Here is a 23025-nt window from a genome sequence, read left to right as displayed (position 1 = left end):
GTCAGGCCTGCAGAATGGAGGAGACCAGCAACTGGGTGTAGGGGTGCTGCGGGTCGTCCAGGATTTGATCGGTGAGGCCGGCTTCCACCACCCGGCCGCCCTGCATCACCAGCGTGCGTTGCGCCAGCAGCCGGGCCACGGCCAGATCGTGGGTGACCATGATGACGGCGATGCCGCTGTCGCGCACCAGCCTTCGGGTCAGGTCCAGGAAGCGGGCCTGCACCGAGACGTCCAGGCCGCCGGTGGGTTCGTCCATGAACACCAGCCGCGGGTGGGTGGCCAGGCTGCGGGCGATCTGCAGCCGCTGCTGCATGCCGCCGGAGAAGGCGCTGGGCGGATCGTCCAGCCGCGAGCGGCCGATTTCCACCCGCTCCAGCCAGTCGCCGGCGGTCTGACGCAGCCGGCCGTAGTGGCGCTGTCCCAGCGCCATCAGCCGCTCGCCGATATTGGCGCCGGCGGAGACGTTCATGCGCAGGCCGTCGCGGGCGTGCTGGGACACGAAGCCCCATTCGCTGCGCGCCAGCCGGCGGCGTTCGGATTCGGCGACGGAGGTGAGTTCGTGTTCGCGGCCGTCGCGCTCGCGAAAGCGCGCGCTGCCGGCGTCGGCGGCCAGCTTGCCGGCCAGCGCGGCCAGCAGCGTGGATTTGCCGGAGCCGGATTCGCCGACCACGCACAGCACTTCGCCGGCGTAGAGTTCGAAGTCGACGCCGAAGCAGCCGTTGCCGTTGCCGTAGTCTTTGCTCAGGCCGCGGACGCTGAGTAGGGGCGGATTCATTGCGGGCTTTCCTGTGAGTCGCGGCGTTGCCGGCAGTGGTCGCTGTCCGAGCAGACGTACTGGCGCGCGCCGGCGTCGTCGATGATGATTTCGTCCAGATAGCTGTCGCCGGCGCCGCACAGCGCGCAGGCCTGCTCCCAGCTTTGCGCTTGGAACGGGTGGTCGTCGAAGGCCAGGCTTTCCACCCGGGTGTGCGGCGGGATCGCGTACAGCCGCTTTTCGCGGCCGGCGCCGAACAGCATCAGGGCCGGGCTCCGGTCCAGTTTGGGGTTGTCGAACTTGGGAATCGGCGACGGCGAGGCCAGGTAGCGGCCGTTGACCAGCACCGGGTAGTCGTAGCTGGCGGCGACGTGGCCGTGGCGGGCGATGTCCTCGTACAGCTTGACGTGCATCAGGCCGTAGTCCTGGTGGGCGTGCAGCTTGCGGGTTTCCTGCTCGCTGGGTTCCAGCGTGCGCAGCGGTTCCGGCTCCGGCACCTGGAACACCATGATCTGGCCGGCGCGCAGCGGGGTTTCCGGGATGCGGTGCCGGGTCTGGATCAGGCTGGCCTCGGCGCTGCGGGTGGTGGTGGCCACGTCGGCGACGCGGGCGAAGAAGCGGCGGATATTGACCGCGTTGGTGGTGTCGTCGGCGCCCTGGTCTATCACTTTGAGCACGTCGTCGCGGCCGATCACGCTGGCGGTGAGCTGGATGCCGCCGGTGCCCCAGCCATAGGGCAGCGGCATCTCGCGGCCGCCGAAGGGCACTTGATAGCCGGGCACGGCCACCGCCTTGAGCAGGGCGCGGCGCAGCATGCGCTTGGTGTTTTCATCGAGGAAGCCGAAGTTGTACGCCCATGGCGCGGCGGTGTTCATGCTTGCGTCTCCTTGGCGGCGTGTTCGCGGCGCAGCTGGCGTATCAGCGACAGCTCGGCCTGGAAATCGACGTAATGCGGCAGCTTGAGGTGTTGGACGAAGCCGGAGGCTTCGACGTTGTCGCTGTGGCAGAGCGCGAATTCCGCTTGCTGCGCCGGCGCGTGCGCGGCCTCGCCCAGCTCGGCGGCGCGCAGGCTGCGGTCCACCAGCGCCATCGCCATCGCCTTGCGCTCGGCCTCGCCGAAGCTCAGGCCGTAGCCGCGGGTGAATTGCGGCGGCGCGCTGCGGCTGCCGGCGAACTGGTTGATCATCTGGCATTCGCTCAGGGTGATTTCGCCGATGTCGACGTCGAAGCCCAGCTCCTCCGGGCAGACCACGACGCTGACCTCGCCCATGCGGATTTCGCCGGCGAAGGGGTGGCTCTCGGCGTAGCCGCGCTGGGTGGAGTAGGCCAGGCCCAGCAGCCAGCCTTCGTCGCCGCGCGCCAGGTTTTGCAGCCGGGCGGCGCGGCCGGCCGGGAACAGCAGCGGCTCGCGGGTCAGGTCGACGGGCTCCGGGTCGCCCGGCGGCGGCGTTTCGGGTTCGATCAGGCCCTCGCGCGCCAGCGCGTCCAGCACGCAGGGCAGCCGTTCCGGCAACGGCGCGTCGGCCAGAGCCGGGACGGGCGGCTCGGCGGCCTGGGCCAGGCCGAAGTCCAGCAGCCGCTGGGTGTAGTCGGCGGTGGGGCCCAGCACCTGGCCGCCGGGCACGTCCTTGAAGGTGCCGGACACGCGGCGGCGCACCCGCATCGCCGCGGTGTCCAGCGGCCGGCTGGCGGCGAAGCGCGGCAGGGTGGTGCGGAAGGCGCGCAACAGGAACACCGCTTCCACGCAGTCGCCGGCCGCCTGCTTCAGCGCCAGCGCCGCCAGTTCCTCGTCGTAGAGCGAGCCTTCCTGCATCACTCTGGCCAGCGCCAGCCGCAACTGGCCGCGGATCTGCGCCAGGCTCAGTTCCGGCGTGGCCGCGTCGCCGCGGCGCTTGGCGGCGAGCAGGTCCCAGGAACGGGCGATGGCGGTTTCTCCGCCCTTGACGGCTACATACATATCAACCCTCCTTGACGCGGGTGCTGCGCGGCAGGCCGGCCACGCGCTCGCCGCTGATCAGCAAGATGTCCACGCCCAGCGGGAAGCGGGCGTGATTGTCCCGCCATTGCCGCCAGAAACCGTCCGGCGCGCCGTCTAGGCCGAAACGGCGCGGCGCGGCGAAGCCGGGGCCGTCGGCTTCCACTTGCTCGGCGTTGAAGCCGGCGCTTTCCAGCAGCACGGTGGCGGAGCGGTCCGGGTATTCGGGCTCGCCGGCCTTGAGCGCGGCCAGCGGCGGCAGCGGCGCGCCCAGCGGCAGCACCACGAAGTCGGCCTGTTCCGGCGCGGCGGCCGGCCGCAGGCCGGTGTGGAAGCGCAGGCTGGCCAGGGTGTCCGCCGGCAGCGGCGGCAGCCAGACGCTGACGTCCTGGTCCAGCAGGGTGTAGAGCAGGGCGGCGGTGGCCGGCATCAGGCCGGGCAGCTCGGCGGGCAGCACGGGCAGCGTCAGCGGCTGCAAGGGTTCGGCCAGCGCGGTCAGCGCGGCGCGAAAGCAGCGCTGGCTGTCGTGGACCGGATCGGCGAAGGCGGCGCGCATCTCATTCCCCCCTGACCAGGGTGAAGAACTCCACCTTGCTGGCGGCGGCTTCGCGCGCGGCCAGCTCGCGGCGCGCGGCGCGTTCGGCGCGCAAGGGCGCGATCCATTGCGCCAGCAGCCGCTCTTGTCGTGCCGGGTCTTGCAGCAGCGCGTCGGCCTGGGCGATCAATTCGGCGTGTTCGCCGTTGCTGCCCAGCGCCCAGCCGTGGCCCAGGCGGCCGTCTATCCGGCAACTGGCGCGGCTGACGCTGGCTTCGCCCAGATTGAAGCGGGCGCCGCTGCCGCCGGCGCGGCCTTGCAGCATGATGAGTCCGGTTTCGGCGCGGCGCAGCCATTCCACTTGCGCCGCCGGCGGCAGTTGCGGGCTCAGCAGCCGGCGCAGCCGCGGCGGCGGGGTGTGGGCCAGCAGGCTGAGCCAGTCTTGTCTGGTCGAGGTTTCCATATCGGGCATCCCCTTGATCGGTTTCAACAAAAATTCATATAAACGTATAGACGTATCCATGATAATGGCCGGCGACAAGGCGCTAACAGCATGCGGCGATGAAGCTTTTGTGACGATTGGGTGGCGGCGCTAGACCATGGCCGCCGCGGCAGCGGAAGGGGGAAAACGATGATTGAGCGCGGTTCCGGCGTCGCCGTCTGGCGGCAGATAGAAAACAGCCTGGCGGAGGAGATCGCCAGCGGCGCGATCCGCGCCGGCGAGCAATTGGCCACCGAGCTGCAACTGGCCCAGCGCTTCCGCGTCAACCGCCACACCATACGGCGCGCGGTGGCCACCTTGGTGGAGCGCGGCCTGCTGCGGGTGGAGCAGGGGCGCGGCACCTTCGTCCAGAACAACGCGATCGACTACGCGATCAGCAAGCGCACCCGCTTCTCCCGGAACATGGCCAGCCAGAACCTGAACTCGGACATCGATATTCTGGCCAGCGACACGGTGCCGGCCAACGCCGAGCTGGCCGAGCTGCTGCAAGTGGCGGCGGGCGAGCCGCTGCTGCGCATCAAGACCCTGAGCCGGGTGGAGCTGCGGGTGGTGGATTGGGCGACGCTGTTCTTCCCGGCGGCGCGCTTCCCCGGCTTGCCGGAGATTTACCGGCGCGAGCGCTCGGTGACGCGCGCGCTCGCGCATTTCGGCGTAGACGACTACACCCGGCGCTTCACCCGCGTCAGCGCGCGGCTGCCGGACAGCGAGACGGTGGACTATCTGGGCCTGCCCAAGAACAGGCCGGTGCTGCATGTGAAGTCCTTGAACGTGGACCCGCAGGGGCGGCCGGTGCAATACGGGATCACCTGCTTCAACGGCGATCTGGTGCAATTGGTGATGGAGGATCTCTGATGCGTTACGCGCTGTATTACGCGCCGCGTCCGGACAGCGCCTTCTGGCGCGCGGGCAGCGGCTGGCTGGGCCAGGACGCGCTCAGCGGCCTGCAGGTGTTGCAGCCGCACGCGCCGGGCGTGGACGCCGACGCCTTGGCGGAGCTGACCGCGGCGCCGGCCCGCTACGGCTGGCACGCCACGCTGAAAGCGCCGTTCGCCCTGGGCGCCGGCGTGGACGAGGCGGTGCTGCTGGCGCGGACCGCGGCCTTGGCGCGCCGTTTCCAGCCTTTTGAGCTGAGTCTGGACGTGGCCTGGCTGACGGATTTCCTGGCGCTGCGGCCGGCGGATCCGCCGCCGGAGCTGGCGGAGCTGGCTGCCGCCTGCGTCGTCGACATGGAGCCCTTGGCCGACCGCGCAGCGCCCAGCCAGGCGCGCGCCGGCCTGGACGCGCGCCAAGAGCAGTTGCGGCGGCGCTGGGGCTATCCCTATGTGTTCGAGCAGTACCGCTTCCACCTGACGCTGAGCGGCCGGCTGAGGCCGGACGGCGCGGCGGGACGGGCGCTGGAGCAGGCGGCGCGCCGGCATTTCGCCGCTTTCTCCCGCGTGCGGGTGGACGGCGTGGCGGTGTTTTGGGAGCCGGCGGCGGGCCAGCCCTTCCGTTATCTGGCGCATTGCGGCTTCGACGGGCAGGCGGCGCGCTATGAAGCCTGAGCCCGGCGCGCTGTGGTATGTGATCGGCCCGTCCGGCGCCGGCAAGGACAGCTTGCTGGCCTATGCGCGGGCGCGGCTGCCGGCCTGCGGACGGCTGGTGTTCGCCCACCGCTACATCACCCGGCCGGCCGACGCCGGCGGCGAGAACCATATCGCGCTGAGCCGCGAGGAGTTCGAGCAGCGCGAGCGCAGCGGCTGTTTCGCCTTGAGCTGGCGGCGCCACGGCCTGGCTTACGGCCTGGGCATGGAGCTGGCGCTGTGGCTGGAGCAGGGCCTGGACGTGGTGGTCAACGGCTCGCGCTCGGCGCTGCCGCTGGCGGCGCGGCGGTTTCCCGGCCTGCGGCCGGTATGGATCGTCGCCAGCCCGGCGGCGCTGGCGGCTCGGCTGGCCGGCCGCGGCCGCGAATCCGCCGAGCGCGTCGCCCAGCGGCTGGAAGAGGCCGCCGCGTTGAGGCCGCCGCCGGGCGCGGCGGTGCTGCGCAACGACGGCGAGCTGGCCGAGGCCGGCGAACGATTGCTGCGGCTGTTGAGCGGGGACGGCGGCGCCGACTGTCCTTAATGCCTGGAAAACCGGGCCGGCGAGGCCGCCGCCGCTTGCTATAACCGGGGCAGTTCGCCGGCAGCGTGGCGGCGGGCCGCGCGCTGTTTCCGGCTGGCGGGACGCCGGAGCTTCGCGCCTGCGATCGTCGTCCCGCCGTTGGCAGGAGAATGGACATGGCTTTGCAATCGAGAAACTGGCATGCCTGGCTGAACGCGATGCCGGGTCACCCCAAGAGCTTGCACGTGGCGGGCGACGTGGTGGTGGCCAATCCGGGCGTGGAGGCGCTGCTGTGCATGCGCGAGCCGCAGGGCATCAACCCGGCCATCCTGATGCTGGACCTGCACCTGGTGCAGAAACCCGGCATGTGGCCGCAGGTGCTGGCGGTGGCGCACGCCCATTACAACCGGGTGCTGCCGCCGGGCGCGCCCAAGTACACGGCGGTGGAAGTGCTGCACAATAACGAGCGGGTGGCTTATATCGAGCCTATCCCCGAGATCGTGTAGCAGGCGGCCGCGGCGGCTCGCCCGGCCGGGCCGCCTGACGCTTACAGCGTGACGCTTTCGCAGCCGCTGCGGCCGGATTTCTTGGCCCGGTACATCGCCTGGTCCGCCGCCTGCAGCAGATTGTCCGCGCTGCTGTCGCCGTTGCCCAGCGCGATGCCGACGGAAATGCCCAACAGGCGCTGTTCGCCGCCGATGTCGAACGGCGCCTGCATCGTCTCTATGCACTTGGCCGCCACGATGCGCGCCACCTCCTCGGCGTCCTCGCCCAGATCGCCTATCAACAGCACGAACTCGTCGCCGCCGATGCGCGCCAGGGTGTCGGTCTGGCGCACGATGCCGCCCAGGCGCTGCGCCGCCTGCCACAAGACCTTGTCGCCGGCCTTGTGGCCGTAGCCGTCGTTGATCTGCTTGAAGCCGTCCAGATCCAGGAACAGCAGGCCCAGCCGGCTGGCGTTGCGCTGCGCGCGCGCCAGCGCCATGGCCAGGCGGTCTGACAGCAGCGCGCGGTTGGGCAGGCCGGTCAGGCTGTCGTGGTGGGCCATGCGCGCCAGCTCTTCCTGATGCTGGTTCAGCTTGCTCAGCAGCCGGTTGAAGGCGGCCAGCAAATGGCCGACCTCATCGTTGCGCTTGACCGGCAGCGGCTCCAGCGGCAAGTCGCCGCGGGTCATGCGGTCCGCGTGGCTGGCCGCGCGGAACAGCGGGCGGAACAGCAGATACAGGCCGGCGCCGGCGGCCAGGGCGAACACCAGGATGGCGAGCGCCGCGTTTTTCAGCATGAAGGTCTGCGCCCGGCCCACGGTGGCGAAGGCCTCGCTGCTGGGCATGCGCGCCACCACGAACCAGCCGGTGCTGGGCACCGAGGCGATGGCGGACACTTCCTCGCGCCCTTGGGCGTTGACGGTGATGCCCACGCCGCGAAAGCCGGCCATCGCGCGGTCGTGCAGGGGATTGATCCCGGTGGGCGGCGTGGTTTTGAGCACCATGTCCGGCTGCGAGGAGGCGACGAAGAGCTTGTCCTGCGGCGAGATCAGCAGGAAGCCGCTGTTGGGGCCGCCGATGTGGGAGGCCAGCAGCAGATCCATGAAGCCGGGCGCGGCCAGCGCGGTGATGCCGGCCAGCGCCCCTTGCGGGCGGCCGTCGCGCCAGGGCAGCGCCGCCGCCATCGGCAGCACCGGTTTTTTGCTGACGCGGCCGATGATGGGGCGGCCGATGACGATGCGGTCCAGATTGGGCGGGCTGGACAGCGCGATGCGGATGTAGTCGCGGTCGGAGTAGTCCCGACCGATGCGGCCGGGCAGGGACGGGTAGTCGGCGATGGCGCGGCCCTCGGTCGTCACCACGTACAGGCCTTGCGAGAACGGGCACTGGAAGTCGCAATGCAGGCGCAGCCAGGCTTGCAGTTCGTCCGGGCGTTGCAGCAGTTCCTGGGGCAGGGTGGAGGCCAGCCGCCGCAGCAGCGCCTGGCGCTGCTGGATCTTGAAGTCCACGTCGCGGGCGACGTAGCTGGCCAGCGCCATCTGCTGGTTTTGCACCACCTTGCTCAAGTCTTCGCGCAGAAACTGGCTGACCGCGTAGTAGCGCGCCACCGCGCCGGCCGCCACGATGCCCAGCGCCAGCAGCAGCAAGCGGGTAACAATGCTATCGAGGACGCGGCGCAGGCTCATGGTCGCAAGTTATGGTTGTCTTCAAGACAGTTTAGCCAAGGTTTGGTGGCTTGTATGCCTGGGGCGGCTCAGCGCGGCAGCAGGCCGGCGCAACACAGCGCCACCGCGGCGCGGATGCGCTCGCCGGGATCGTGCTCCGGCAGCGGCGGCGTCAGGCCCAGCGCCATCCGGCGCAGCGGCTCCGCTATCGTCATCGCCAGCAGCAGTTCGGCGGTTTGCGCCGGGTCGGCGCAGCGGATCAGGCCCTGCTCCGCCTGGCGTTCCAGCCAGCCGGCCAATAGCGCGGCGCAGCGTTGCACGCCGTGTTCGGCGTATTGCGCCAACGCCGCTTCCCGGCCGGGAAAATCGCCGATCAGCAGACGGAACAGCCCCACCGCCTCGCGCGTCAGCACCTTGGCCGCCACCGTGTTCAGCAAGGCCTCCAGCGCCTGGGGCAGGCCGGCGGCGTCCTCCAGCGGCGCGCTCATCGGCGCGACGAAGGCGTCGGTCCAGCCGTGGATGACGGCGCCCAGCAATTGCTCGCTGTTGTCGGCGAAGCGATACACCGTTTTCTTGGCCACGCCGGCCCGCTGCGCCACCGCCGCCATGGTGGCGGCCTGGTAGCCCTGGCTCAGCAAGAGCTCGGTGGCGGCGTCCAGCACCTGTCGGCGCAACTCCCGTTCCGGCGCGGCGGGGCGGCCGCGCGCGCGCGGTCCCTGATCCTGGCTTGACATCTGGATATGGCTTCCTCATTATGGAAACGTGATGCGTTTCCAAATTAATGGAAAGCCGCGCATCGCGCCCTGATCATTCTTCAAGCCAAGGAGTGTACTGTGAATTCTCGCTATGAAACATCTTACGACGAGCTGCTGCAACCCGGTCCGCTGATGCTGGAAACCGGCGTGAGCCGGCTGGAGGACGGCCGGCTGCTGGTGGCCGCGCGCACCGAGCTGCCCGGCTGCGCCGGCCGCATGTTCGACTGGTGGTTCACCTTCTTCGATTCCACCCGGCACATCCGCTGGTGGCACCCGCACGACCACGTGGAGCTGCGCGGCTGGGACGGGCGCCGCCGCGCCGGCCGCGGTTACGTCGGCTCCACCGTGCGCGCGGTGGAGGCGCTGGGCGAGATCCCGCCGGTGCCGGCGGTGCTGAAATTCCATCCGCCGGAGAACTTTTTCGGCGCCGGCCGGCTCAGCGCCGCGCTGGCGCGCGGCGACGTCTCGGCGGCGGTGTGCGCGCGCATCGCCTTTGGCGATGAACCGCGGCTCAGCGCCGACGGCGACCCGCTGGACGGCGAGATGGTGCACCTGACGCGGGACACCGCCCACGGCGCGGTGCTGCGCAGCCGCTTTCTGCTGGGCGCGGCCGACGGCAGCGGCGAAGCGGTGCCGGAACGCCTGGGCCTGGAACTGATGCGTCACTGCTACAACGAGTTCAGCTGCCTGGCGCGCTTCCTGCCCTCGCTGTACTACGGCGAACACGCCAACGGCGAGAAAGGGCCGCTGGCCTGGTAGGCCGCGCGCCGGCGGCGAGACGTCCAGCCGCGCAAGACAAGCTTCACCCGGCCGTCACCGCGCTGTCATCGGCGCGTCGTAAGGTGGCGGCTGATTTGACGGACGGCGCATGGACCATGAGGTCTATACGTCTAAACCCATTGGAGCGATGTCGATGAAACAGCTGATTGTCCTGGCCGCCGGCCTGGCCCTGTCCGGCCTGACGGCCCCGCTGGCGCAGGCCACCACCACCCTGACCGTGTACACCGCGCTGGAAGCGGACCAGGTCAAGGAATACAAGGAGGCTTTCGAGAAGGCCAACCCGGACATCGAAATCCGCTTCGTGCGCGAATCCACCGGCATCATCACCGCCAAGCTGCTGTCCGAAAAGAACAATCCGCAAGCCGACGCGGTGTGGGGCCTGGCCGCCACCAGCCTGATGATTCTGGACCAGCAGGGCATGCTGCAGCCCTACGCGCCCAAGGGCGTGGACAAGCTGAGCCCGGAGTTCGTCGACAAGGCCAGGCCGCCCAAGTGGACCGGCATGGACGTATGGGCCGCCACCATCTGCTTCAACACCGTGGAAGCCGCCAAGAAGAACCTGCCCAAGCCCGAGAGCTGGGCGGACCTCGCCAAGCCGGCCTACAAGGGCCAGATCGTGATGCCGCACCCGGCGTCCTCCGGCACCGGCTATCTGGACGTGTCCGCCTGGTTGCAGATGATGGGAGAGAAGAAGGGCTGGGACTATATGGACAAGCTGCACGCCAATATGGCGCAGTACGTCCACTCCGGCTCCAAGCCGTGCAAAATGGCCGCCGCCGGCGAGTATCCGATAGGCATCTCCTTCGAATACCGCGGCGCCCAGCTCAAGGAGAAGGGCGCGCCCATCGACCTGATCTATCCGAAGGAAGGCCTGGGTTGGGACCTGGAGGCCACCGCCATCATCAAGGGCAGCAAGAAGCTGGCCGCCGCGCAGAAGCTGGCGGACTTCTCGGTCAGCCTGCCGGCGATGCGCCTGTATGAAAAGAACTACGCGGTGCTGGCCATGCCCGGCGTGGCCAAGCCCAATCCCTTCATCCCCGCCGACTACGCCCAGCGCCTGAGCAAGAACAACTTCGCCTGGGCCGCCAAGCAGCGCGAGGCCATCCTGCGCGAATGGTCGCGCCGCTACGAGAGCAAGGCCGAGCCCAAGAGCTGAGCCGCGTCCCGCCATCGCGCCGCCCGCCGGGCGGCGTCGTTCCTTTGCAAGACATTCTGGAGTTGCGCATGAAACCGGCCGATAGCCTGGACGGCTTGTCCGAACACCTGTCCGTCCGCGGCCTCAGCCGCCGTTTTGGCGGCTTCGTCGCGCTGGACGGCGTGTCCCTGTCCATCCGCAAGGGCGAATTCGTCTGCCTGCTGGGCCCGTCCGGCTGCGGCAAGACCACCTTGCTGCGCCTGATCGCCGGGCTGGACCAGCCGGACGCCGGCAGCGTCCATCTGTTGGAGCGCGACATCACCCGCGAACCGCCGGCGCGCCGCGACTACGGCATCGTGTTCCAAAGCTACGCGTTGTTCCCCAATCTCAGCGTGGCCGACAACATCGCCTACGGCCTCAAGCCGCGCGGCGGCGGCGCGCGCCACGCCCGCCGCGTGCGCGAGCTCTTGGACTTGGTGGGCCTGCCCGGCGCCGAGGACAAATATCCGGCCCAGCTGTCCGGCGGCCAGCAGCAGCGCGTGGCGCTGGCGCGCGCGCTGGCCACCTCGCCCGGCCTGCTGCTGCTGGACGAGCCGCTGTCCGCGCTGGACGCGCGGGTGCGCGACAAGCTGCGCGACGAGCTCAAGGGCCTGCAAAAACGGCTGGGCGTCACCACGCTGATGGTGACCCACGACCAGGCCGAGGCGCTGGCCATCGCCGACCGGGTGGTGGTGATGAACGCCGGCGGCATCGAGCAGGTCGGTACCCCGGCCGAGATTTACCGCCGGCCGGCCAGCCGCTTCGTCGCCGAATTCGTCGGCGCCGCCAACTGGCTGCCGGCGCGGCGGCGCGACGGCCACGAGGCCGCCGTCGGCAACTGCCTGCTGCGGCTGGACGCGCCCTTGCCGCAGGCCGAGGCGCTGACCCTGTTCCTGCGGCCGGAGGACATCATCGTCAAGGCGCGCTGGGACGGCGCGCCCAACACCGTGCTGGCGCGGGTGGACGACATCAGCTTCGGCGGCGCGATGACCCGGCTGCGGCTGCAGCCGGAAGCCATGCCCGGCCTGGCGCTGCACGCCGAAATCTGCCCGTCCATGCTGCAGCGCCAGCCGCTGACCCCGGGCGAGGTGGTGCCGGTGGAGCTGCCGGCCGCGCTGCTGCGCGCCTACGCCGGGGGGGGCGGATGCTGAGCCGCGCCTTGCAGGGCTGGCGCGCCGCGCCTGCCGACGGCGAGCGCCGCGTCGCCGCCGCGCTGGTGTGGACGCTGGCGGCGCTGCTGACCTTGGCGCTGGGCCTGCCGCTGCTGTTCATCTTCGGCAAATCGGTGTTGGACATGGACGGCGGCTTCGTCGGCCTGGCCAACTTCGCCCAGGTGCTGGACAGCCCCGGCCTGATGCGCGCCGCGCGCCACAGCCTGTGGCTGGCGCTGACCGTCACCGCGCTGGTGCTGCCGCTGGCCTTCGCTTTTGCCTGGGGGCTGAGCCGCAGCCGCGTCTGGGGCCGCGGCGCGTTCAGGCAGATCGCCTTGTCGCCGCTGCTGGCGCCGTCGCTGATGCCGGCCATCTCGCTGGTGTATCTGTTCGGCAACCAGGGCCTGCTCAAGTCCTGGCTCGCCGGCGGCAGCGTCTACGGCTTCTGGGGCATGGTGCTGGGCGAGGCCTTCTACACCTTTCCGCACGCGCTGCTGATCCTGCTGACCGCGTTATCGGCGTCGGATGCGCGGCTGTACGAGGCCGGCCGCGCGTTGGGCGCCGGCGCGCTGCGCCGCTTCCTCACCATCACCCTGCCGGGCGCGCGCTACGGCCTGGTCTCGGCGGGCCTGGTGGTGTTCACCCTGGTGATCACCGACTTCGGCGTGCCCAAGGTGGTGGGCGGAGACTACAACGTGCTGGCGGTGGAAGCCTTCAAGCAGGTGGTGGGGCAGCAGAACTTCCCGCGCGGCGCGGTGGTGGGCCTGATGCTGCTGCTGCCGGCGGTGTTTTCCTTCTTCATCGAGCGGCGGATGGCGCGGCGTCAGCAAGCGGCGCTCAGCGCGCGCGCGGTGCCGTTTTCGCCGGCGCGCGCGCCATGGCGCGACCTGGCCGCCTGGCTGTTGCTGGCGGCGATCTCGCTGCCGCTGCTGGCCCTGCTCGGCGTCGGCGTCGTCGCTTCCTTCATCAAGTACTGGCCGTACGATTTAAGCCTGACGCTGGCCCACTATCAGTTCGACAGCGTGGACGGCGGCGGCTGGAGCGCTTACTTCAACAGCCTGAAACTGGCTTGCATCACCGCCGGCGCGGGCAGCCTGCTGGTGTTCGCCGGCGCCTACGCCTGCGAGAAGCTGCCGGCCGCGCCGTTGGGGCGCGCGCTGCTGCGCTTATTCGCCATGCTGCCGATGGCGGTGCCCGGCCTGGTGCTGGGCCTGGGCTATGTGTTCTTCTTCAACCATCCGGACAATCCGCTGCATGCGCTTTACGGCGGCATGACGCTGATGGCGGCCTGCACCATCGCCCACTTCTACACCACCGGCCACCTGACCATGAGCACCGCGCTCAAGCAGTTGGACGGCGAGTTCGAAGCGGTGGCCGCCTCGCTCAAAGTGCCGTTCTGGGTGACGCTGCGGCGGGTGACGCTGCCAGTGTGCCTGCCGGCGCTGCTGGACGTGATGCGCTATCTGTTCGTGTCGGCGATGACCACGCTGTCGGCGCTGATCTTCATCGCCAGTCCGGACAACAGCCTGGCCGCGGTGGCCATCGTCACCATGGACGACGCCGGCGACACCGCTGCGGCGGCGGCAATGGCCACGCTGATCGCGTTGAGTTCGGCGGCGGTTTCGCTATTGCTGCTGGGGCTGGAGAGGGCCTTGAGCCGGCGTTGTCAGGGCTGGCGCGGACGTGCTTGACGGCGTTTGGCTTTGGCGTGACGATGTCATGTCTTGGCCAGCCGGAGTGAGGAGACGCGCATGGGATGTCCGCAAGTGTGCATGGGCGCGATGCTGCAATGCAGCTTCGGCGTCGCCCCCAGCAGCCTGGTGGTGTTGCCGGCCAATAGAGTGATGGCCGGCGGGGTGCCGGCCGCCAACATCATGGACTACGTGCCCATGCTCAACGTAATGCCCTTCGGCATGTGCCAAAGCCCGGCCAACCCTATGGTGGCGGCCGCCACCGCCGCCGCCATGGGCGTGCTGACGCCCATGCCCTGCATCCCGGTCACCGCCGCGCCGTGGACGCCGGGCGCGCCCACGGTGCTGATAGGCAATATGCCGGCGCTGGACAGCAACAGCATGCTGATGTGCAACTGGGGTGGGGTGATCAAGATCAACTCGCCCGGCCAGTTCACGGTGATGATTCCCTGAGAACCTGCTCAAAGGTCTGCCGCGCTTCCTGGCGCGTCGCACGGCGCATCGCTCCGGACCTTCTCTTTCACAGCCGCAATACCTTGTCTCGCCTTGCTTGACGGCTGTCCAGTCGGCTGCCGCGCCGACAGCTGAGGCCTGTTCATCCGTCTATAGGTCAGGCCGGGCGCGGGCGGCGGCTTGATGAAAATCAAACGTTCAATTGAATTGGCATAATAATTTATCGGCTTCTTGCCGTTTGGCATGAAACAACCTTTTCAAGCAAGGAGCCGTCATGAGCCTTTTCCATCGTTTCGCCGTTGCCGCCCTCGGCCTGGCCGCCGCTTCCGCCTTCGCCGTCACCATCACTCCGCCCGGACCCGGCGGCGCGGCGATGCCGTTCTCCGCGGTGGGGCCGGCCAAGGTGGGCAAGTTCGGCATCGACCTGGATTGCAAGGCGGTGTTCAGCGGCACCGTGGACGGCTACGGCAATGTGGCCATCACCAGCGCCTCCTTCAGCGGCGGCGCGCTGTGCAAGGTGATCAAGCCCACCGCCTCCGTCACCTCGCCGTGGACCGGTCATGTGGACACCGCCACCCAGCTGACGCTGGACAATGTGGCGGTGAACGTGAAATCGCCGATCGGCGGCGGCCTGTGCGGGCCCACCAAGATCGTCGGCAGCGTGGCCGACAACGGCAGCGAAACCGTGATCGGCCTGGACGCGGCGCAACTGTCCGGCGGCTGCTCCATCAGCGCGACGCTGAGCACTACGCCGTATATGCGGGTCACGCCTTAGAACCCGTTTACGATCCGCTGCGCGTCGGCGGGATGGACGGAAAAGGAGACCGTTGGCGGGCATTGCCTGCGCTTCCACCCGCCCTGCGCGCGGCGGCTTGTCATGGCTAGGGTGGGGCGCGCGGCGATAGTCATGCGGAAGGTTCTTGAAGGGGCGGGCCGAATACCTGGTTTCCTGGGCATCCATCCAAGACCTCAAGGTCCCAAGATGATGAACAGGCTCTGCTGCCTCAGCCCCTGCCGTGCAGCAAGACGGCGCCAGGGGTTTGGGGCGCTTGGCTGCCAGCGCGAGCCGCCGGCCTTCCTCTCAAGGAGCCGGCGTCTGGAGAAAATGCTCGACGATGCGTTCGGTTTCGCCGGATTGCTTCATCGCCTGCAAGGCCGCGCTCAGCTTGCCGGCCAGCGAGGCCGGGTCCAGCCGCAGCGGGTAGTTGTCCGGGCTTAGCGGCAGCTCGGCGCGGTAATCCGGATTGGGCTGCGCGCGGTAAAAGCGCGAATGCTTGGAAAAGCCCATCTGCATCGGCTGCCAGGCCTCCAGCGACGGATGCAGCGTCAGCCCGGGCGGGCGCAGCCGTTCCCAATAGAAGCGCAGCGTCAGTTCGTCGTAGATGTAGAAATCCGCCTTGCCGGCGCTGATCAGGCGGAAGGCGCGTTCCACATCCAGCTCCGGCACCGGCAGCACCTTGACGCGAGCTTGCCACGGCGGGGGCAGCAGGTCCGGATTGCCCAGGCTGCGCAGCTCCACCTCATTGTCCAGATCGGCGTAGCCGCGTATGGGCGGGTGCTTGGCGCGGGTGATGAAGACGTGGCGCTCGCGCAGGCCGTTGGGCACGAACAGGGCGATGGCTTCGCGCTCCGCGTTGTAGGTGTAGCCGGGGTAGAAGTCCACTTCGCCCTGCGCCAGCGCTTGCAGCACCCGCTTCTTTGGCAGGCGCACCACTTTCAGCGCGCAGCCTATGCGCTGGCAGGCGCGACTGTACAGGGTTTTGTAGATGCCGTCGTCGCTGTCCTCCTCGATATAGGGGCGCCGCTCATTGGTGCGGTAGCCCATCACCAGTTCGGGTTCCTGCGCCCGGGCCGGACAGGCCTGGGCCGCGATGGCGACGATGAGGATGCAGAGCGCGAGACGCATGCCGGTCCCTCCGGTATTCCGTCTTCAGCTTATGTCATTCCGCCGGCCGGCGCGCGGCGGCGGCAAATACATGATAGAAATAGATAGGTTTCCGCAAAATTCATCGCTTTTTCAAATGTATTGCCGCTTGCACAATGCTGAGCGCAGCCATGTGGCTGGAAACCGGTTTTGGAGACGCGGCGATGAACACTAGACGACACTTCCTGGGCGCGAGCCTGTTGACGGCGGGCAGCCTGCTGGCCGCCCGCGGCTGGAGCGGCGCGCCGGGCGCGGCCGGCTACCGCATGCCGGACGAGGGCGAACGTCACGCCGCCACCTGGATGGCCTTCGGAGCCAGTCTGGCGGTGTGGGGGGAGGACTTGCTGCCGGTGGTGCGGCGCGATCTGGCGCGAGTGGCTCAGGCCATCGCCGCCCACGAGCCGGTGCGCATGCTGGCGCGCGCCGAGGACATGGAGCTGGCGGCCAAGCTGTGCGGCCCCAAGGTGGAACTGGTGGAGCAGCCGCTGGACGATCTGTGGATACGCGACAGCGGGCCGGTCTTCGTCAAGGGCAAGGACGGGGCGGCGGCGGTGGATTTCAACTTCAACGGCTGGGGCGGCAAGCAGGCGCATAAAAAGGACGCCAGGGTGGCCGCCGCGGTGGCGGCCAAGAGCGGCGCGCCGGCGCTGCGGACCTCCCTGGTGCTGGAGGGCGGCGGCATCGAGGTGGACGGCGAGGGCAGCGCCATCGTCACCGAGAGCTGCGTGCTCAATCCCAACCGCAATCCGGGCTGGAGCAAGGCGCAGTGCGAGCGCGAACTGCGCCGGCTGCTGGGCGTGGACAAGGTGATCTGGCTGCCCGGCATCGCCGGCCGCGACATCACCGACGGCCATACCGATTTCTACGCCCGTTTCGCCCGCCCCGGCGTGGTGGTGGCCGGCCTGGACACCGACCCGCAGTCCTACGATTACGCGGTGACCCGCCGCCACCTGGCCTTGCTGCGCCAGGCGCGCGACGCGCGCGGCCGCAAGCTGGAAGTGGTGGTCTTGCCGGGTCCGGAGCGGGTACGGCCCGAGTACGAGGGCCACGAGATGGCGGCCGGCTACATCAATTTCTACGTCTGCAACGGGGCGGTGATCGCGCCGGAGTTCGGCGACGCCAAGGCCGACCGCAACGCGCGCGCTGCGCTGCGCGAGCTGTTCCCGCAGCGCGAGGTGGTGCAGCTGAACATAGACGGCATCGCCGCCGGCGGCGGAGGCATTCATTGCGCAACCCAGCAGCAGCCGCTTTAAGCGGCGGGAAGCCCGCGGGACAGATCAGCATGGATTCAAACAATCACCATAAGGGGCCGAAGGCGGACGAGGGGGAAGACCAGGCTACCGGCGCGGCCGGCCGGCTGCCGTCGTTGCGGCTGCTGGCCGGCTTCGAAGCCGCCGCGCGCCTGGGCAGCGTGTCCCGCGCCGCCGAGGCGCTGCACCTGTCGCAGTCCGCGGTCAGCCACCAGATTCAACAGCTGGAAGCCTTTGTCGGCCAGCCCTTGTTCCAGCGCGTGGGGCGCGGCATCGAACTGACTTTCGCCGGCGAAATGCTGCAGCAGAGCGTGCGGCGCGCGCTGGACACGCTGCGGCGCGGGCTGGACCGCATCGCGGTGTACACCGATCCCGGCCTGGTGGTGCTGGTGGGGCCGGCCTTTCTGCTGCACGGCTGGCTGCAGGGGCGGCTGGACCGCTTGCGCGCCGCCCACCCGGACATCGTGCCCTTGCTGTCCACCGACGAAGAGCCGGGCCAGGCGGATGAGATCGACGTCGACATCGTCATCGGCCGGCAAGCCTTGGCGATGGCCGGCTGGGAGGACGCGGCCTGGCTGCGCGAGGACTGGCGCTTCGTCGCCGCGCCGGCCTTGGCGGAAGAGCTGGCGGCGCTGCCGGCCGAGCGCCATCCGCGGCTGGCGCGGCTGATCTGTCTGGAAAAAGCGCGGATGCCGGAGCCGGCGGAGGCCGCGGTGCAGGCCTTGTTGCCGCGTTTCGGCGTCGCCGCCGTCTACGACGCGCCGCAACTGGCGCTGGACGCGGCCTTGCGCGGCCACGGCATCGCCTGCCTGCCGTCGCTGGCGCTGGAGGAAGCGCTGGCCAACGGCCGGCTGCGCGAACTGGCCGGCTACCCGCGGCTGCCGGGCGCGCAATGGTGGCTGTCGCGGCCGCGCGACGGCCTGCGCAGCGAGGCGATGGCGCGCATGTTCGACTGGCTGCGGGAAGAGGGCGCGGCGGCGGATTGACGGCGCGCCGCGCAAGGAGGCGCCGCGCCGGATCAGGGATTTGATGAGCAGGGCTAAGCCGCGGTCAAGACGTCACCGCCTCCAGCTTGGCCGCGGCCAGCTGCAAACGTTGTTGCAGCGGTTCCAGCAAGGCCCACAGCGCCTTGCCGCGCAGCTGCGCGTTTTCGGTGTGGCGCAGCATCAGCAGCAGCGCGCTCAGCCCTTCGCAGCAGCGGCGCAATTCATCGGCGATGTCGTCGTAGTGTTCGCAGCAGCGGGACAGGTAGACCAGCTCGAGGTCGATGGCGGCGAGGGCGGGGTTGTCGGCGCGCTGCGCGCGCAGTTGCTGCACGGTCTTGATCAGACGGGCGGGCGGCCTGGCCGGCGGCGGCTTGGCGAACAGGGCGAGCAGGTGGCGTATCGGCATGGCGGCTCCTGGAGCTCAGTCAAGGGCGGGCGCGAGGCGAACCGGCCGGATTCGCGATTTCGGAAAGGCCGGCTTAGAATGCACGAATCGCGCTGGCGCCTGGCGCCGCCTTGACGCATGGGCGGCCTGGCTGACGGCCGCCGGATATCCGTTGACGGGTTCGGTCCGGCCTTGGCGGGGCGGCCCGTTCGAGTCACGGGAATGACCTTATCTGACCACGATTGCGGTTAAGGGCAAATGCGAGCGTGGTCTGTAAATCGATAAATTAAATATATTCAATAAGTTCAATGTTTTGCGCGGGCTGTAAATGTTGTTTTTTCGTCCGTCAGCTTCGTTCGTTGTTCAATCTAAGAGCCTGTTCAAAGTCTCGCGAGCAAGGGCGAGACAAGGCGAAAACAAGCGAAAAAGCGGAATGTACGAGTGGTACATGAGCATTTTGAAGTGGCACTCACCGTGCGGCGTCTCACGCGGCGCAGCAGATTAGGAACGGGCTCTAAGGGGGTGGGGATTGGAATATCTAGGCAAACGACTGAGGTTTATCCGCGACGCGGTGCTGAAAGAAGCGCGCGACGTCACCGCGCAAAAACTGGGCATCTCGCTGGTGTCGCTGCAGAACTACGAAGGCGGCGCGCGCAAACCGTCCGCCGTGCTGGTGGGCAAGTTTTCGCGGCTGACCGGCGCGCGGTTGGATTGGCTGCTGTTTGGCGAGGGGGAGGTCTTGTCGGACGAAGCCGGTCTTCGGGCCGGCGAGACGATAGAGCGCTATGCGCCGTGGGACACGCAGGTGGAAGTGCCGTGTTACGGCGCCGGCGCGGCTCTGCCTTTGGCCCAGGACTGGCTGGAGTCGCGGCTCAAGCTGCCGGCCAGTCAGCTGGCGGCGGTGGCGGTGGCCGGCGACGCGATGGCCGGGGTGCTGAACGACGGCGATCTGGTGCTGATCAACCGGGCGGAGACGCAGCCGGGCAGCGGCCTGTACGCGCTGGAGCTGGACGGCGAGGTGGTGGTGCGCCGGGCGCAGAGGCTGCCGGGCGGCAAGCTGGGCTTGTCCAGCGCCAATGAGGCGTATCCGCCGTTCGAGGTGGACCTGGCCGCGCCGCCGCCGGATTTCTCGGTGTTGGGGCGGGTGGTGTGGCTGGGGCGGCAGGTGTAGCGCTGACCTGTTCATGGTCTTTGCCGACTGGAAGTCTTGTTCAAGGCATTGAATCCGCTGCGCGGTTAAGCGGCATTTCACGCACTGAAAAAATCGTAAAAGGAGAATAAGGACATGTCGAATAACAATTTTACGAGTGTAGTCTCCGTTCTTCACGTGAATGATTTCGACGGAGCCGTTGAATGGTACGCCAAATGGCTTGGGCGCAAGCCGGATGTTAGCCCTTATGAGGGCGTCGCCGAATGGCGGCTGGCGGAAAATGCTTGGATTCAAGTTTCGCTTGCGCCTGACCCAAGCCTGGCAGGTAAATCATGTGTAGTGTGCGGTGTCCACAATATCGAAACGCAGAGGGCAGTTTGTCAAGACGCTGGTGTCGCCGCTAGCAAAACACAGGACCTGGGATTCATAAAGCTTGCCCAAGTCAGCGATCCAGCCGGGAATACGGTGATGTTCGTTCAGGAAATGTAGAGCAGTCTTGATTGGCGAAAGAGGTGAAACTGACAATGTTAGCCGCTCTTAGAACGTGTTTACGATCTCGCGAGCTAAGGCGAGACAAGGCGAAAACGGCTGAGAAAGCGGAATGTACGAGTGGTACATGAGCATTTCGAAGACGGTTTCAATGCGGTATCGCCGACGCGCAGCAGATCGTAAACAGGTTCTTAGGCTTCCCGCGCTCACCCCATCATCTTTCGCCACCACCAGCGCCAGCGCGCCATCGGCTTGCCGTCCGCGTTCAGCGGCCGGCCGTCGTCGGCGAAGCGCTCCGGCGGCCCCAGCGGTTTGCCCTCGACAAAATTCTGCCGTTCCGCCAGCGCGCCGTTGGGGTGGTAGCGCTGTTGCAGGCCGTGCTTGAGGCCGTTGCGGTAGACCGCCAGCTCCGCCGCCTGGCCGTTGGGAAACAGGGTGCGGGTTTCGCCGTGCGGCAGGCCGTGGCGGTAGTGGGCCTGGCGTTGCAGCGCGCCCTCCGGCGACCAATACTGCGCGGCGCCGTGCAGCTGGCCGCGCTGGTAATGCAGCTGGGCCGAGGGCTGGCCGCCGGGGTGCAGCAGGGTGGCCGGGCCGTGCAGCTGGCCGTCCTGGTAGTGGAAGCGCGCCAGCGGCGCGCCGGCCTGCTCGATGCGCGCCGGGCCTTGCAGCTTGCCGTCGCCCAGTTGGCCGACGAAGCGCTGCTGGTCTTGCTGGATGTCTATCGGTTCCGCCATCGCATCAGTTCTGCTGGATCAGCCCGCCCTTGAGGGTGAGCATGCCGCCGCCGTCCACGGTCTGGCTGGCGCTGGCCTTGTTGGTCAACGACACCCCGGCGTCGTTGGTCAGGGTGGTGCCGGCTTTATTGGTCAGCTCGGTGCCCGCCTGGTTGGTGAGCCCGGTGCCGGCCTTGTTGGTCAGGCTGGTGCCGGCCTGGGCGGTGTAGGCGGCGTCGCTCTTGGCGCTGAAGGCGCCGCCGCTTTGAAGGGTGAGGGTGCCGCTGACCTTGATGGTGAGGTTGCCGTCCACTGTCAGCGTGTAGTTGCCGCTGACCTTGTGTTCGTGATTGCCGCCGGTGCTGTGGCTCTGGTCGCCCTCCACCTTGACCGTGCGCTTGCCCTTGACGTTGAGGGTTTCATTGCCGGTTTTCACTTCCACGGTGCGGTTGCCCTTGTCCACGCTGAGGCTGTCGTTGCCCTCGGTGACGCTGCGCTTGCGCTCGTTCTTCACCACCAGGGTTTCGTCGTGGCCCACGTCGGCGGCCGCGTCGTTGAGCACTTTCACCGTGTAGTCCTTTTGCGCCTGGAAGAACACTTCCTCCTTGTCTTTGCTGTCGTCGAAGCGCAATTCGTTGAAACCGCCGCCGCCTTTTGTCGAGTTGGTCTTGAGGCCGGACTGCGCCTGCTTGGCCGGCAGTTCGTAGGGCAGCGCGTTGTCGCCGTTGTAGACGCAGCCGCTGACCAGCGGCTTGTCCGGGTCGCCGTCGATGAAGCTGACAATCACCTCCTGGCCGATGCGCGGGATGAACTGCATGCCAAAGCCCTTGCCGCTCCACGGCTGCATCACCCGCAGCCAGCAGGAGCTGGATTCGTCGTCCTTGCCGTCGCGGTCCCAGGGGAATTGCACTTTGACGCGGCCGTATTTATCGGTCCAGATCTCCTCGCCGGCCTTGCCCACCACCTTGGCCACCTGCGGGTGCATCACCGGCTTGGGGGTGAGCCGCGGCGGGCGGTAGGGGGTGGCCTTGGGGATGGCGGCGAAGCGGTTGCGGTAATGCTGCTGGCCGGCCTCGTGGCTGACGCGGGTTACCACCCAGGCGATATTGCAGGCCGGGTCCGGGTGGCCGCTCAGAGTGAAGCAGTGGCCGGGAATCAGCCAACGGCAGTCGCTGTCGCCCACCAGCTCCACTTCCTCGGCGCGCAGGCCGTCGCTGCGCTGCTTGGCCAGCGCGTCGCCGTCGGCCTTCTTGGCGTAGCCGCCCGGGTATTGGTAGAGGTTGGGCAGGTCTGACTTGGCCAGCGCCTGCGCGTACAGCGAGGCGCTGGCGGTGGTGAATTCGTAATCGCCGGCGCGGTAGCCGCCGGCCACCGCCTGGCGGCTGATGCCGGCGCTGCGCACGCCTTCCAGCTCGCGCCCGCCCAGGTCCTGGCCCAGGTAGGGGATCTTGGCGCTATTGGGGCAGTCCGGGAAATGGCTGTTGCCGTCCGCCAGCACCAGGGTGTGCTTGCCGTCGGCGTGGGTGAAGAACCAGAAGATGCCGGCGTCTTCCAGCAGCCGCATCACAAAGTTGAGATCGCTCTCGCCAAACTGCACGCAGTACTCGCGCTTGGGATAAGTCGCATCCAGTTTCAGCTGGTAATCGCTGAAACCGTGGCCGGCGAACACCGCTTTTACGATGTCCGGCACGCTCTGGTTCTGGAAGATGCGGTTGTTGCCGGCCAGGCTCAGCCACCACAGCCAGGGCCGCAGCGTCACGCTGTAGCGGTCCGCGGTGGCGTCGCCCGGCAGCTGGCGAATCGCCGCGCACAGGCCGTCCAGCGGCCGGGTGTCGTCGTCGCGGCGCAGGCTCAGCGTCAGGTGGGAAGCCACCGCCTTGTCCAGCGTCAGCGCGCTGTCGCTGAAGCCGGCCAGGGTGAAGCTGCCCAGTGCGTTCAGCGCCTCGTCGCCGGACAGGCTGTCCGGGTACAGCTCTTTCAGCGCGGAGGCGCTGAGCGAGAGCGGGGTGGTTTTGTCGGAGGGGCGGGGCATGACGGTTCTCAAATATTGGAAAATAGAGAATGAGCGGCGCTGCGGGATTGACTATTTTCCTGCCTGAACGCCTCTGGCCGCAAGGCTACCAATAG

25 protein-coding genes are annotated in these 23025 nt (G+C 68.3%); 14 read left to right on the top strand and 11 right to left on the bottom strand.

The window, feature by feature from the left end:
* Window position 1: 1 nt before the first annotated feature.
* The 5 genes from phnK to phnG are packed head-to-tail and all read right to left on the bottom strand — an operon-like array spanning window position 2 to window position 3727.
* Window positions 2-775, bottom strand: a complete 774-nt coding sequence (gene phnK / locus JW897_RS16815; RefSeq protein WP_205466998.1) for a phosphonate C-P lyase system protein PhnK — start codon at window positions 773-775, stop codon at window positions 2-4.
* Complete coding sequence (locus JW897_RS16810; protein WP_205466997.1) at window positions 772-1629, bottom strand: alpha-D-ribose 1-methylphosphonate 5-phosphate C-P-lyase PhnJ; 858 nt, start codon at window positions 1627-1629, stop codon at window positions 772-774. The genes phnK and JW897_RS16810 overlap by 4 nt, the downstream gene beginning before the upstream one ends.
* Complete coding sequence (locus JW897_RS16805) at window positions 1626-2711, bottom strand: carbon-phosphorus lyase complex subunit (RefSeq protein ID WP_205466996.1); 1086 nt, start codon at window positions 2709-2711, stop codon at window positions 1626-1628. Before JW897_RS16805 ends, JW897_RS16810 begins: the two co-directional genes overlap by 4 nt.
* 1 nt (window position 2712) lies before the next feature.
* Window positions 2713-3285 carry a phosphonate C-P lyase system protein PhnH gene (gene phnH / locus JW897_RS16800; protein WP_205466995.1) on the bottom strand — a complete coding sequence of 191 codons (573 nt, stop codon included), beginning with the start codon at window positions 3283-3285 and terminating at the stop codon, window positions 2713-2715.
* 1 nt (window position 3286) lies between these two features.
* A complete protein-coding gene (gene phnG / locus JW897_RS16795) occupies window positions 3287-3727 on the bottom strand; it encodes a phosphonate C-P lyase system protein PhnG (protein ID WP_205466994.1) in 441 nt (146 codons plus the stop codon).
* A gap of 168 nt (window positions 3728-3895) precedes the next feature.
* On the opposite strand from phnG, the gene phnF reads away from it, so the two are divergent.
* From phnF to JW897_RS16775, 4 genes are all read left to right on the top strand, one after another.
* The gene (phnF, locus tag JW897_RS16790) at window positions 3896-4618 is read left to right on the top strand and encodes a phosphonate metabolism transcriptional regulator PhnF (protein WP_048413253.1); all 723 of its coding nucleotides are present in this window, start codon (window positions 3896-3898) and stop codon (window positions 4616-4618) included.
* Window positions 4618-5310 carry a DUF1045 domain-containing protein gene (locus tag JW897_RS16785; protein ID WP_205466993.1) on the top strand — a complete coding sequence of 231 codons (693 nt, stop codon included), beginning with the start codon at window positions 4618-4620 and terminating at the stop codon, window positions 5308-5310. The genes phnF and JW897_RS16785 overlap by 1 nt, the downstream gene beginning before the upstream one ends.
* Window positions 5300-5869: a phosphonate metabolism protein/1,5-bisphosphokinase (PRPP-forming) PhnN gene (gene phnN / locus JW897_RS16780; protein WP_205466992.1), complete on the top strand. Its 570-nt coding sequence runs from the start codon at window positions 5300-5302 to the stop codon at window positions 5867-5869. Before JW897_RS16785 ends, phnN begins: the two co-directional genes overlap by 11 nt.
* A 155-nt stretch (window positions 5870-6024) precedes the next feature.
* Window positions 6025-6354: a hypothetical protein gene (locus JW897_RS16775; RefSeq protein ID WP_048413256.1), complete on the top strand. Its 330-nt coding sequence runs from the start codon at window positions 6025-6027 to the stop codon at window positions 6352-6354.
* Between the two features lie 41 nt (window positions 6355-6395).
* Here JW897_RS16775 and JW897_RS16770 read toward each other — a convergent pair whose 3' ends face one another.
* Window positions 6396-8018, bottom strand: coding sequence for a diguanylate cyclase domain-containing protein (locus JW897_RS16770; RefSeq protein ID WP_048413257.1), 1623 nt, complete (start codon window positions 8016-8018; stop codon window positions 6396-6398).
* A 68-nt stretch (window positions 8019-8086) separates the two neighbouring features.
* Window positions 8087-8731 carry a TetR/AcrR family transcriptional regulator gene (locus tag JW897_RS16765; protein WP_205466991.1) on the bottom strand — a complete coding sequence of 215 codons (645 nt, stop codon included), beginning with the start codon at window positions 8729-8731 and terminating at the stop codon, window positions 8087-8089.
* 99 nt (window positions 8732-8830) lie between these two features.
* Here JW897_RS16765 and JW897_RS16760 point away from each other — a divergent pair, with 99 nt between their 5' ends.
* The 6 genes from JW897_RS16760 (at window position 8831) to JW897_RS16735 (ending at window position 14776) form a co-directional block, all read left to right on the top strand.
* Window positions 8831-9511: a DAPG hydrolase family protein gene (locus tag JW897_RS16760; RefSeq protein WP_048413259.1), complete on the top strand. Its 681-nt coding sequence runs from the start codon at window positions 8831-8833 to the stop codon at window positions 9509-9511.
* Window positions 9512-9665: 154 nt separating this feature from the next.
* Window positions 9666-10688 (top strand): putative 2-aminoethylphosphonate ABC transporter substrate-binding protein, encoded by a 1023-nt coding sequence (locus JW897_RS16755; protein ID WP_205466990.1) that lies wholly within the window; start codon window positions 9666-9668, stop codon window positions 10686-10688.
* Between the two features lie 68 nt (window positions 10689-10756).
* A complete protein-coding gene (locus JW897_RS16750; RefSeq protein WP_205466989.1) occupies window positions 10757-11857 on the top strand; it encodes a putative 2-aminoethylphosphonate ABC transporter ATP-binding protein in 1101 nt (366 codons plus the stop codon).
* Window positions 11851-13548, top strand: coding sequence for a putative 2-aminoethylphosphonate ABC transporter permease subunit (locus JW897_RS16745; RefSeq protein ID WP_205466988.1), 1698 nt, complete (start codon window positions 11851-11853; stop codon window positions 13546-13548). Before JW897_RS16750 ends, JW897_RS16745 begins: the two co-directional genes overlap by 7 nt.
* A 60-nt stretch (window positions 13549-13608) precedes the next feature.
* Window positions 13609-14001 carry a DUF4280 domain-containing protein gene (locus JW897_RS16740; RefSeq protein WP_205466987.1) on the top strand — a complete coding sequence of 131 codons (393 nt, stop codon included), beginning with the start codon at window positions 13609-13611 and terminating at the stop codon, window positions 13999-14001.
* 274 nt (window positions 14002-14275) lie between these two features.
* The gene (locus JW897_RS16735) at window positions 14276-14776 is read left to right on the top strand and encodes a hypothetical protein (protein WP_205466986.1); all 501 of its coding nucleotides are present in this window, start codon (window positions 14276-14278) and stop codon (window positions 14774-14776) included.
* 306 nt (window positions 14777-15082) lie between these two features.
* Here the strand turns inward: JW897_RS16735 and JW897_RS16730 are convergent, their stop codons facing one another.
* Window positions 15083-15907, bottom strand: a complete 825-nt coding sequence (locus tag JW897_RS16730; RefSeq protein ID WP_048413266.1) for a substrate-binding periplasmic protein — start codon at window positions 15905-15907, stop codon at window positions 15083-15085.
* 182 nt (window positions 15908-16089) lie between these two features.
* Between JW897_RS16730 and JW897_RS16725 the strand changes: the two genes are divergently transcribed.
* The gene (locus JW897_RS16725; RefSeq protein ID WP_240352250.1) at window positions 16090-17178 is read left to right on the top strand and encodes an agmatine deiminase family protein; all 1089 of its coding nucleotides are present in this window, start codon (window positions 16090-16092) and stop codon (window positions 17176-17178) included.
* Between the two features lie 29 nt (window positions 17179-17207).
* Window positions 17208-18161 carry a LysR family transcriptional regulator gene (locus JW897_RS16720; protein WP_205466985.1) on the top strand — a complete coding sequence of 318 codons (954 nt, stop codon included), beginning with the start codon at window positions 17208-17210 and terminating at the stop codon, window positions 18159-18161.
* Between the two features lie 64 nt (window positions 18162-18225).
* On the opposite strand, the gene JW897_RS16715 is transcribed toward JW897_RS16720, so the two are convergent.
* Entirely contained in the window at window positions 18226-18567 is a 342-nt protein-coding gene (locus JW897_RS16715) for a hypothetical protein (RefSeq protein ID WP_205466984.1), read from the bottom strand.
* A 508-nt stretch (window positions 18568-19075) separates the two neighbouring features.
* Here JW897_RS16715 and JW897_RS16710 point away from each other — a divergent pair.
* Both JW897_RS16710 and JW897_RS16705 read left to right on the top strand, forming a co-directional pair.
* Window positions 19076-19717: a S24 family peptidase gene (locus JW897_RS16710; RefSeq protein WP_053077260.1), complete on the top strand. Its 642-nt coding sequence runs from the start codon at window positions 19076-19078 to the stop codon at window positions 19715-19717.
* A gap of 114 nt (window positions 19718-19831) precedes the next feature.
* Complete coding sequence (locus tag JW897_RS16705; RefSeq protein WP_205466983.1) at window positions 19832-20185, top strand: VOC family protein; 354 nt, start codon at window positions 19832-19834, stop codon at window positions 20183-20185.
* A 206-nt stretch (window positions 20186-20391) separates the two neighbouring features.
* Here JW897_RS16705 and JW897_RS16700 read toward each other — a convergent pair whose 3' ends face one another.
* Together JW897_RS16700 and JW897_RS16695 are read right to left on the bottom strand one after the other, a co-directional pair.
* Window positions 20392-20919: a toxin-antitoxin system YwqK family antitoxin gene (locus JW897_RS16700; RefSeq protein ID WP_205466982.1), complete on the bottom strand. Its 528-nt coding sequence runs from the start codon at window positions 20917-20919 to the stop codon at window positions 20392-20394.
* 4 nt (window positions 20920-20923) lie between these two features.
* Window positions 20924-22930, bottom strand: a complete 2007-nt coding sequence (locus JW897_RS16695; protein ID WP_205466981.1) for a type VI secretion system Vgr family protein — start codon at window positions 22928-22930, stop codon at window positions 20924-20926.
* Window positions 22931-23025: the final 95 nt, after the last annotated feature.

This window comes from Chromobacterium alkanivorans, from assembly GCF_016937655.1.
Taxonomy (GTDB): domain Bacteria; phylum Pseudomonadota; class Gammaproteobacteria; order Burkholderiales; family Chromobacteriaceae; genus Chromobacterium; species Chromobacterium alkanivorans.
This window is presented reverse-complemented; position numbering and strand designations above follow the sequence as displayed.

What these genes read in the sequence shown, in the direction of transcription:
- phnK (WP_205466998.1), bottom strand. Translation starts at nt 775, where the DNA reads ATGAATCCGCCCCTACTCAGCGTCCGCGGCCTGAGCAAAGACTACGGC.
- JW897_RS16810 (WP_205466997.1), bottom strand. Translation starts at nt 1,629, where the DNA reads ATGAACACCGCCGCGCCATGGGCGTACAACTTCGGCTTCCTCGATGAA.
- JW897_RS16805 (WP_205466996.1), bottom strand. Translation starts at nt 2,711, where the DNA reads ATGTATGTAGCCGTCAAGGGCGGAGAAACCGCCATCGCCCGTTCCTGG.
- phnH (WP_205466995.1), bottom strand. Translation starts at nt 3,285, where the DNA reads ATGCGCGCCGCCTTCGCCGATCCGGTCCACGACAGCCAGCGCTGCTTT.
- phnG (WP_205466994.1), bottom strand. Translation starts at nt 3,727, where the DNA reads ATGGAAACCTCGACCAGACAAGACTGGCTCAGCCTGCTGGCCCACACC.
- phnF (WP_048413253.1), top strand. Translation starts at nt 3,896, where the DNA reads ATGATTGAGCGCGGTTCCGGCGTCGCCGTCTGGCGGCAGATAGAAAAC.
- JW897_RS16785 (WP_205466993.1), top strand. Translation starts at nt 4,618, where the DNA reads ATGCGTTACGCGCTGTATTACGCGCCGCGTCCGGACAGCGCCTTCTGG.
- phnN (WP_205466992.1), top strand. Translation starts at nt 5,300, where the DNA reads ATGAAGCCTGAGCCCGGCGCGCTGTGGTATGTGATCGGCCCGTCCGGC.
- JW897_RS16775 (WP_048413256.1), top strand. Translation starts at nt 6,025, where the DNA reads ATGGCTTTGCAATCGAGAAACTGGCATGCCTGGCTGAACGCGATGCCG.
- JW897_RS16770 (WP_048413257.1), bottom strand. Translation starts at nt 8,018, where the DNA reads ATGAGCCTGCGCCGCGTCCTCGATAGCATTGTTACCCGCTTGCTGCTG.
- JW897_RS16765 (WP_205466991.1), bottom strand. Translation starts at nt 8,731, where the DNA reads ATGTCAAGCCAGGATCAGGGACCGCGCGCGCGCGGCCGCCCCGCCGCG.
- JW897_RS16755 (WP_205466990.1), top strand. Translation starts at nt 9,666, where the DNA reads ATGAAACAGCTGATTGTCCTGGCCGCCGGCCTGGCCCTGTCCGGCCTG.
- JW897_RS16750 (WP_205466989.1), top strand. Translation starts at nt 10,757, where the DNA reads ATGAAACCGGCCGATAGCCTGGACGGCTTGTCCGAACACCTGTCCGTC.
- JW897_RS16745 (WP_205466988.1), top strand. Translation starts at nt 11,851, where the DNA reads ATGCTGAGCCGCGCCTTGCAGGGCTGGCGCGCCGCGCCTGCCGACGGC.
- JW897_RS16740 (WP_205466987.1), top strand. Translation starts at nt 13,609, where the DNA reads ATGGGATGTCCGCAAGTGTGCATGGGCGCGATGCTGCAATGCAGCTTC.
- JW897_RS16735 (WP_205466986.1), top strand. Translation starts at nt 14,276, where the DNA reads ATGAGCCTTTTCCATCGTTTCGCCGTTGCCGCCCTCGGCCTGGCCGCC.
- JW897_RS16730 (WP_048413266.1), bottom strand. Translation starts at nt 15,907, where the DNA reads ATGCGTCTCGCGCTCTGCATCCTCATCGTCGCCATCGCGGCCCAGGCC.
- JW897_RS16725 (WP_240352250.1), top strand. Translation starts at nt 16,090, where the DNA reads ATGAACACTAGACGACACTTCCTGGGCGCGAGCCTGTTGACGGCGGGC.
- JW897_RS16720 (WP_205466985.1), top strand. Translation starts at nt 17,208, where the DNA reads ATGGATTCAAACAATCACCATAAGGGGCCGAAGGCGGACGAGGGGGAA.
- JW897_RS16715 (WP_205466984.1), bottom strand. Translation starts at nt 18,567, where the DNA reads ATGCCGATACGCCACCTGCTCGCCCTGTTCGCCAAGCCGCCGCCGGCC.
- JW897_RS16705 (WP_205466983.1), top strand. Translation starts at nt 19,832, where the DNA reads ATGTCGAATAACAATTTTACGAGTGTAGTCTCCGTTCTTCACGTGAAT.
- JW897_RS16700 (WP_205466982.1), bottom strand. Translation starts at nt 20,919, where the DNA reads ATGGCGGAACCGATAGACATCCAGCAAGACCAGCAGCGCTTCGTCGGC.
- JW897_RS16695 (WP_205466981.1), bottom strand. Translation starts at nt 22,930, where the DNA reads ATGCCCCGCCCCTCCGACAAAACCACCCCGCTCTCGCTCAGCGCCTCC.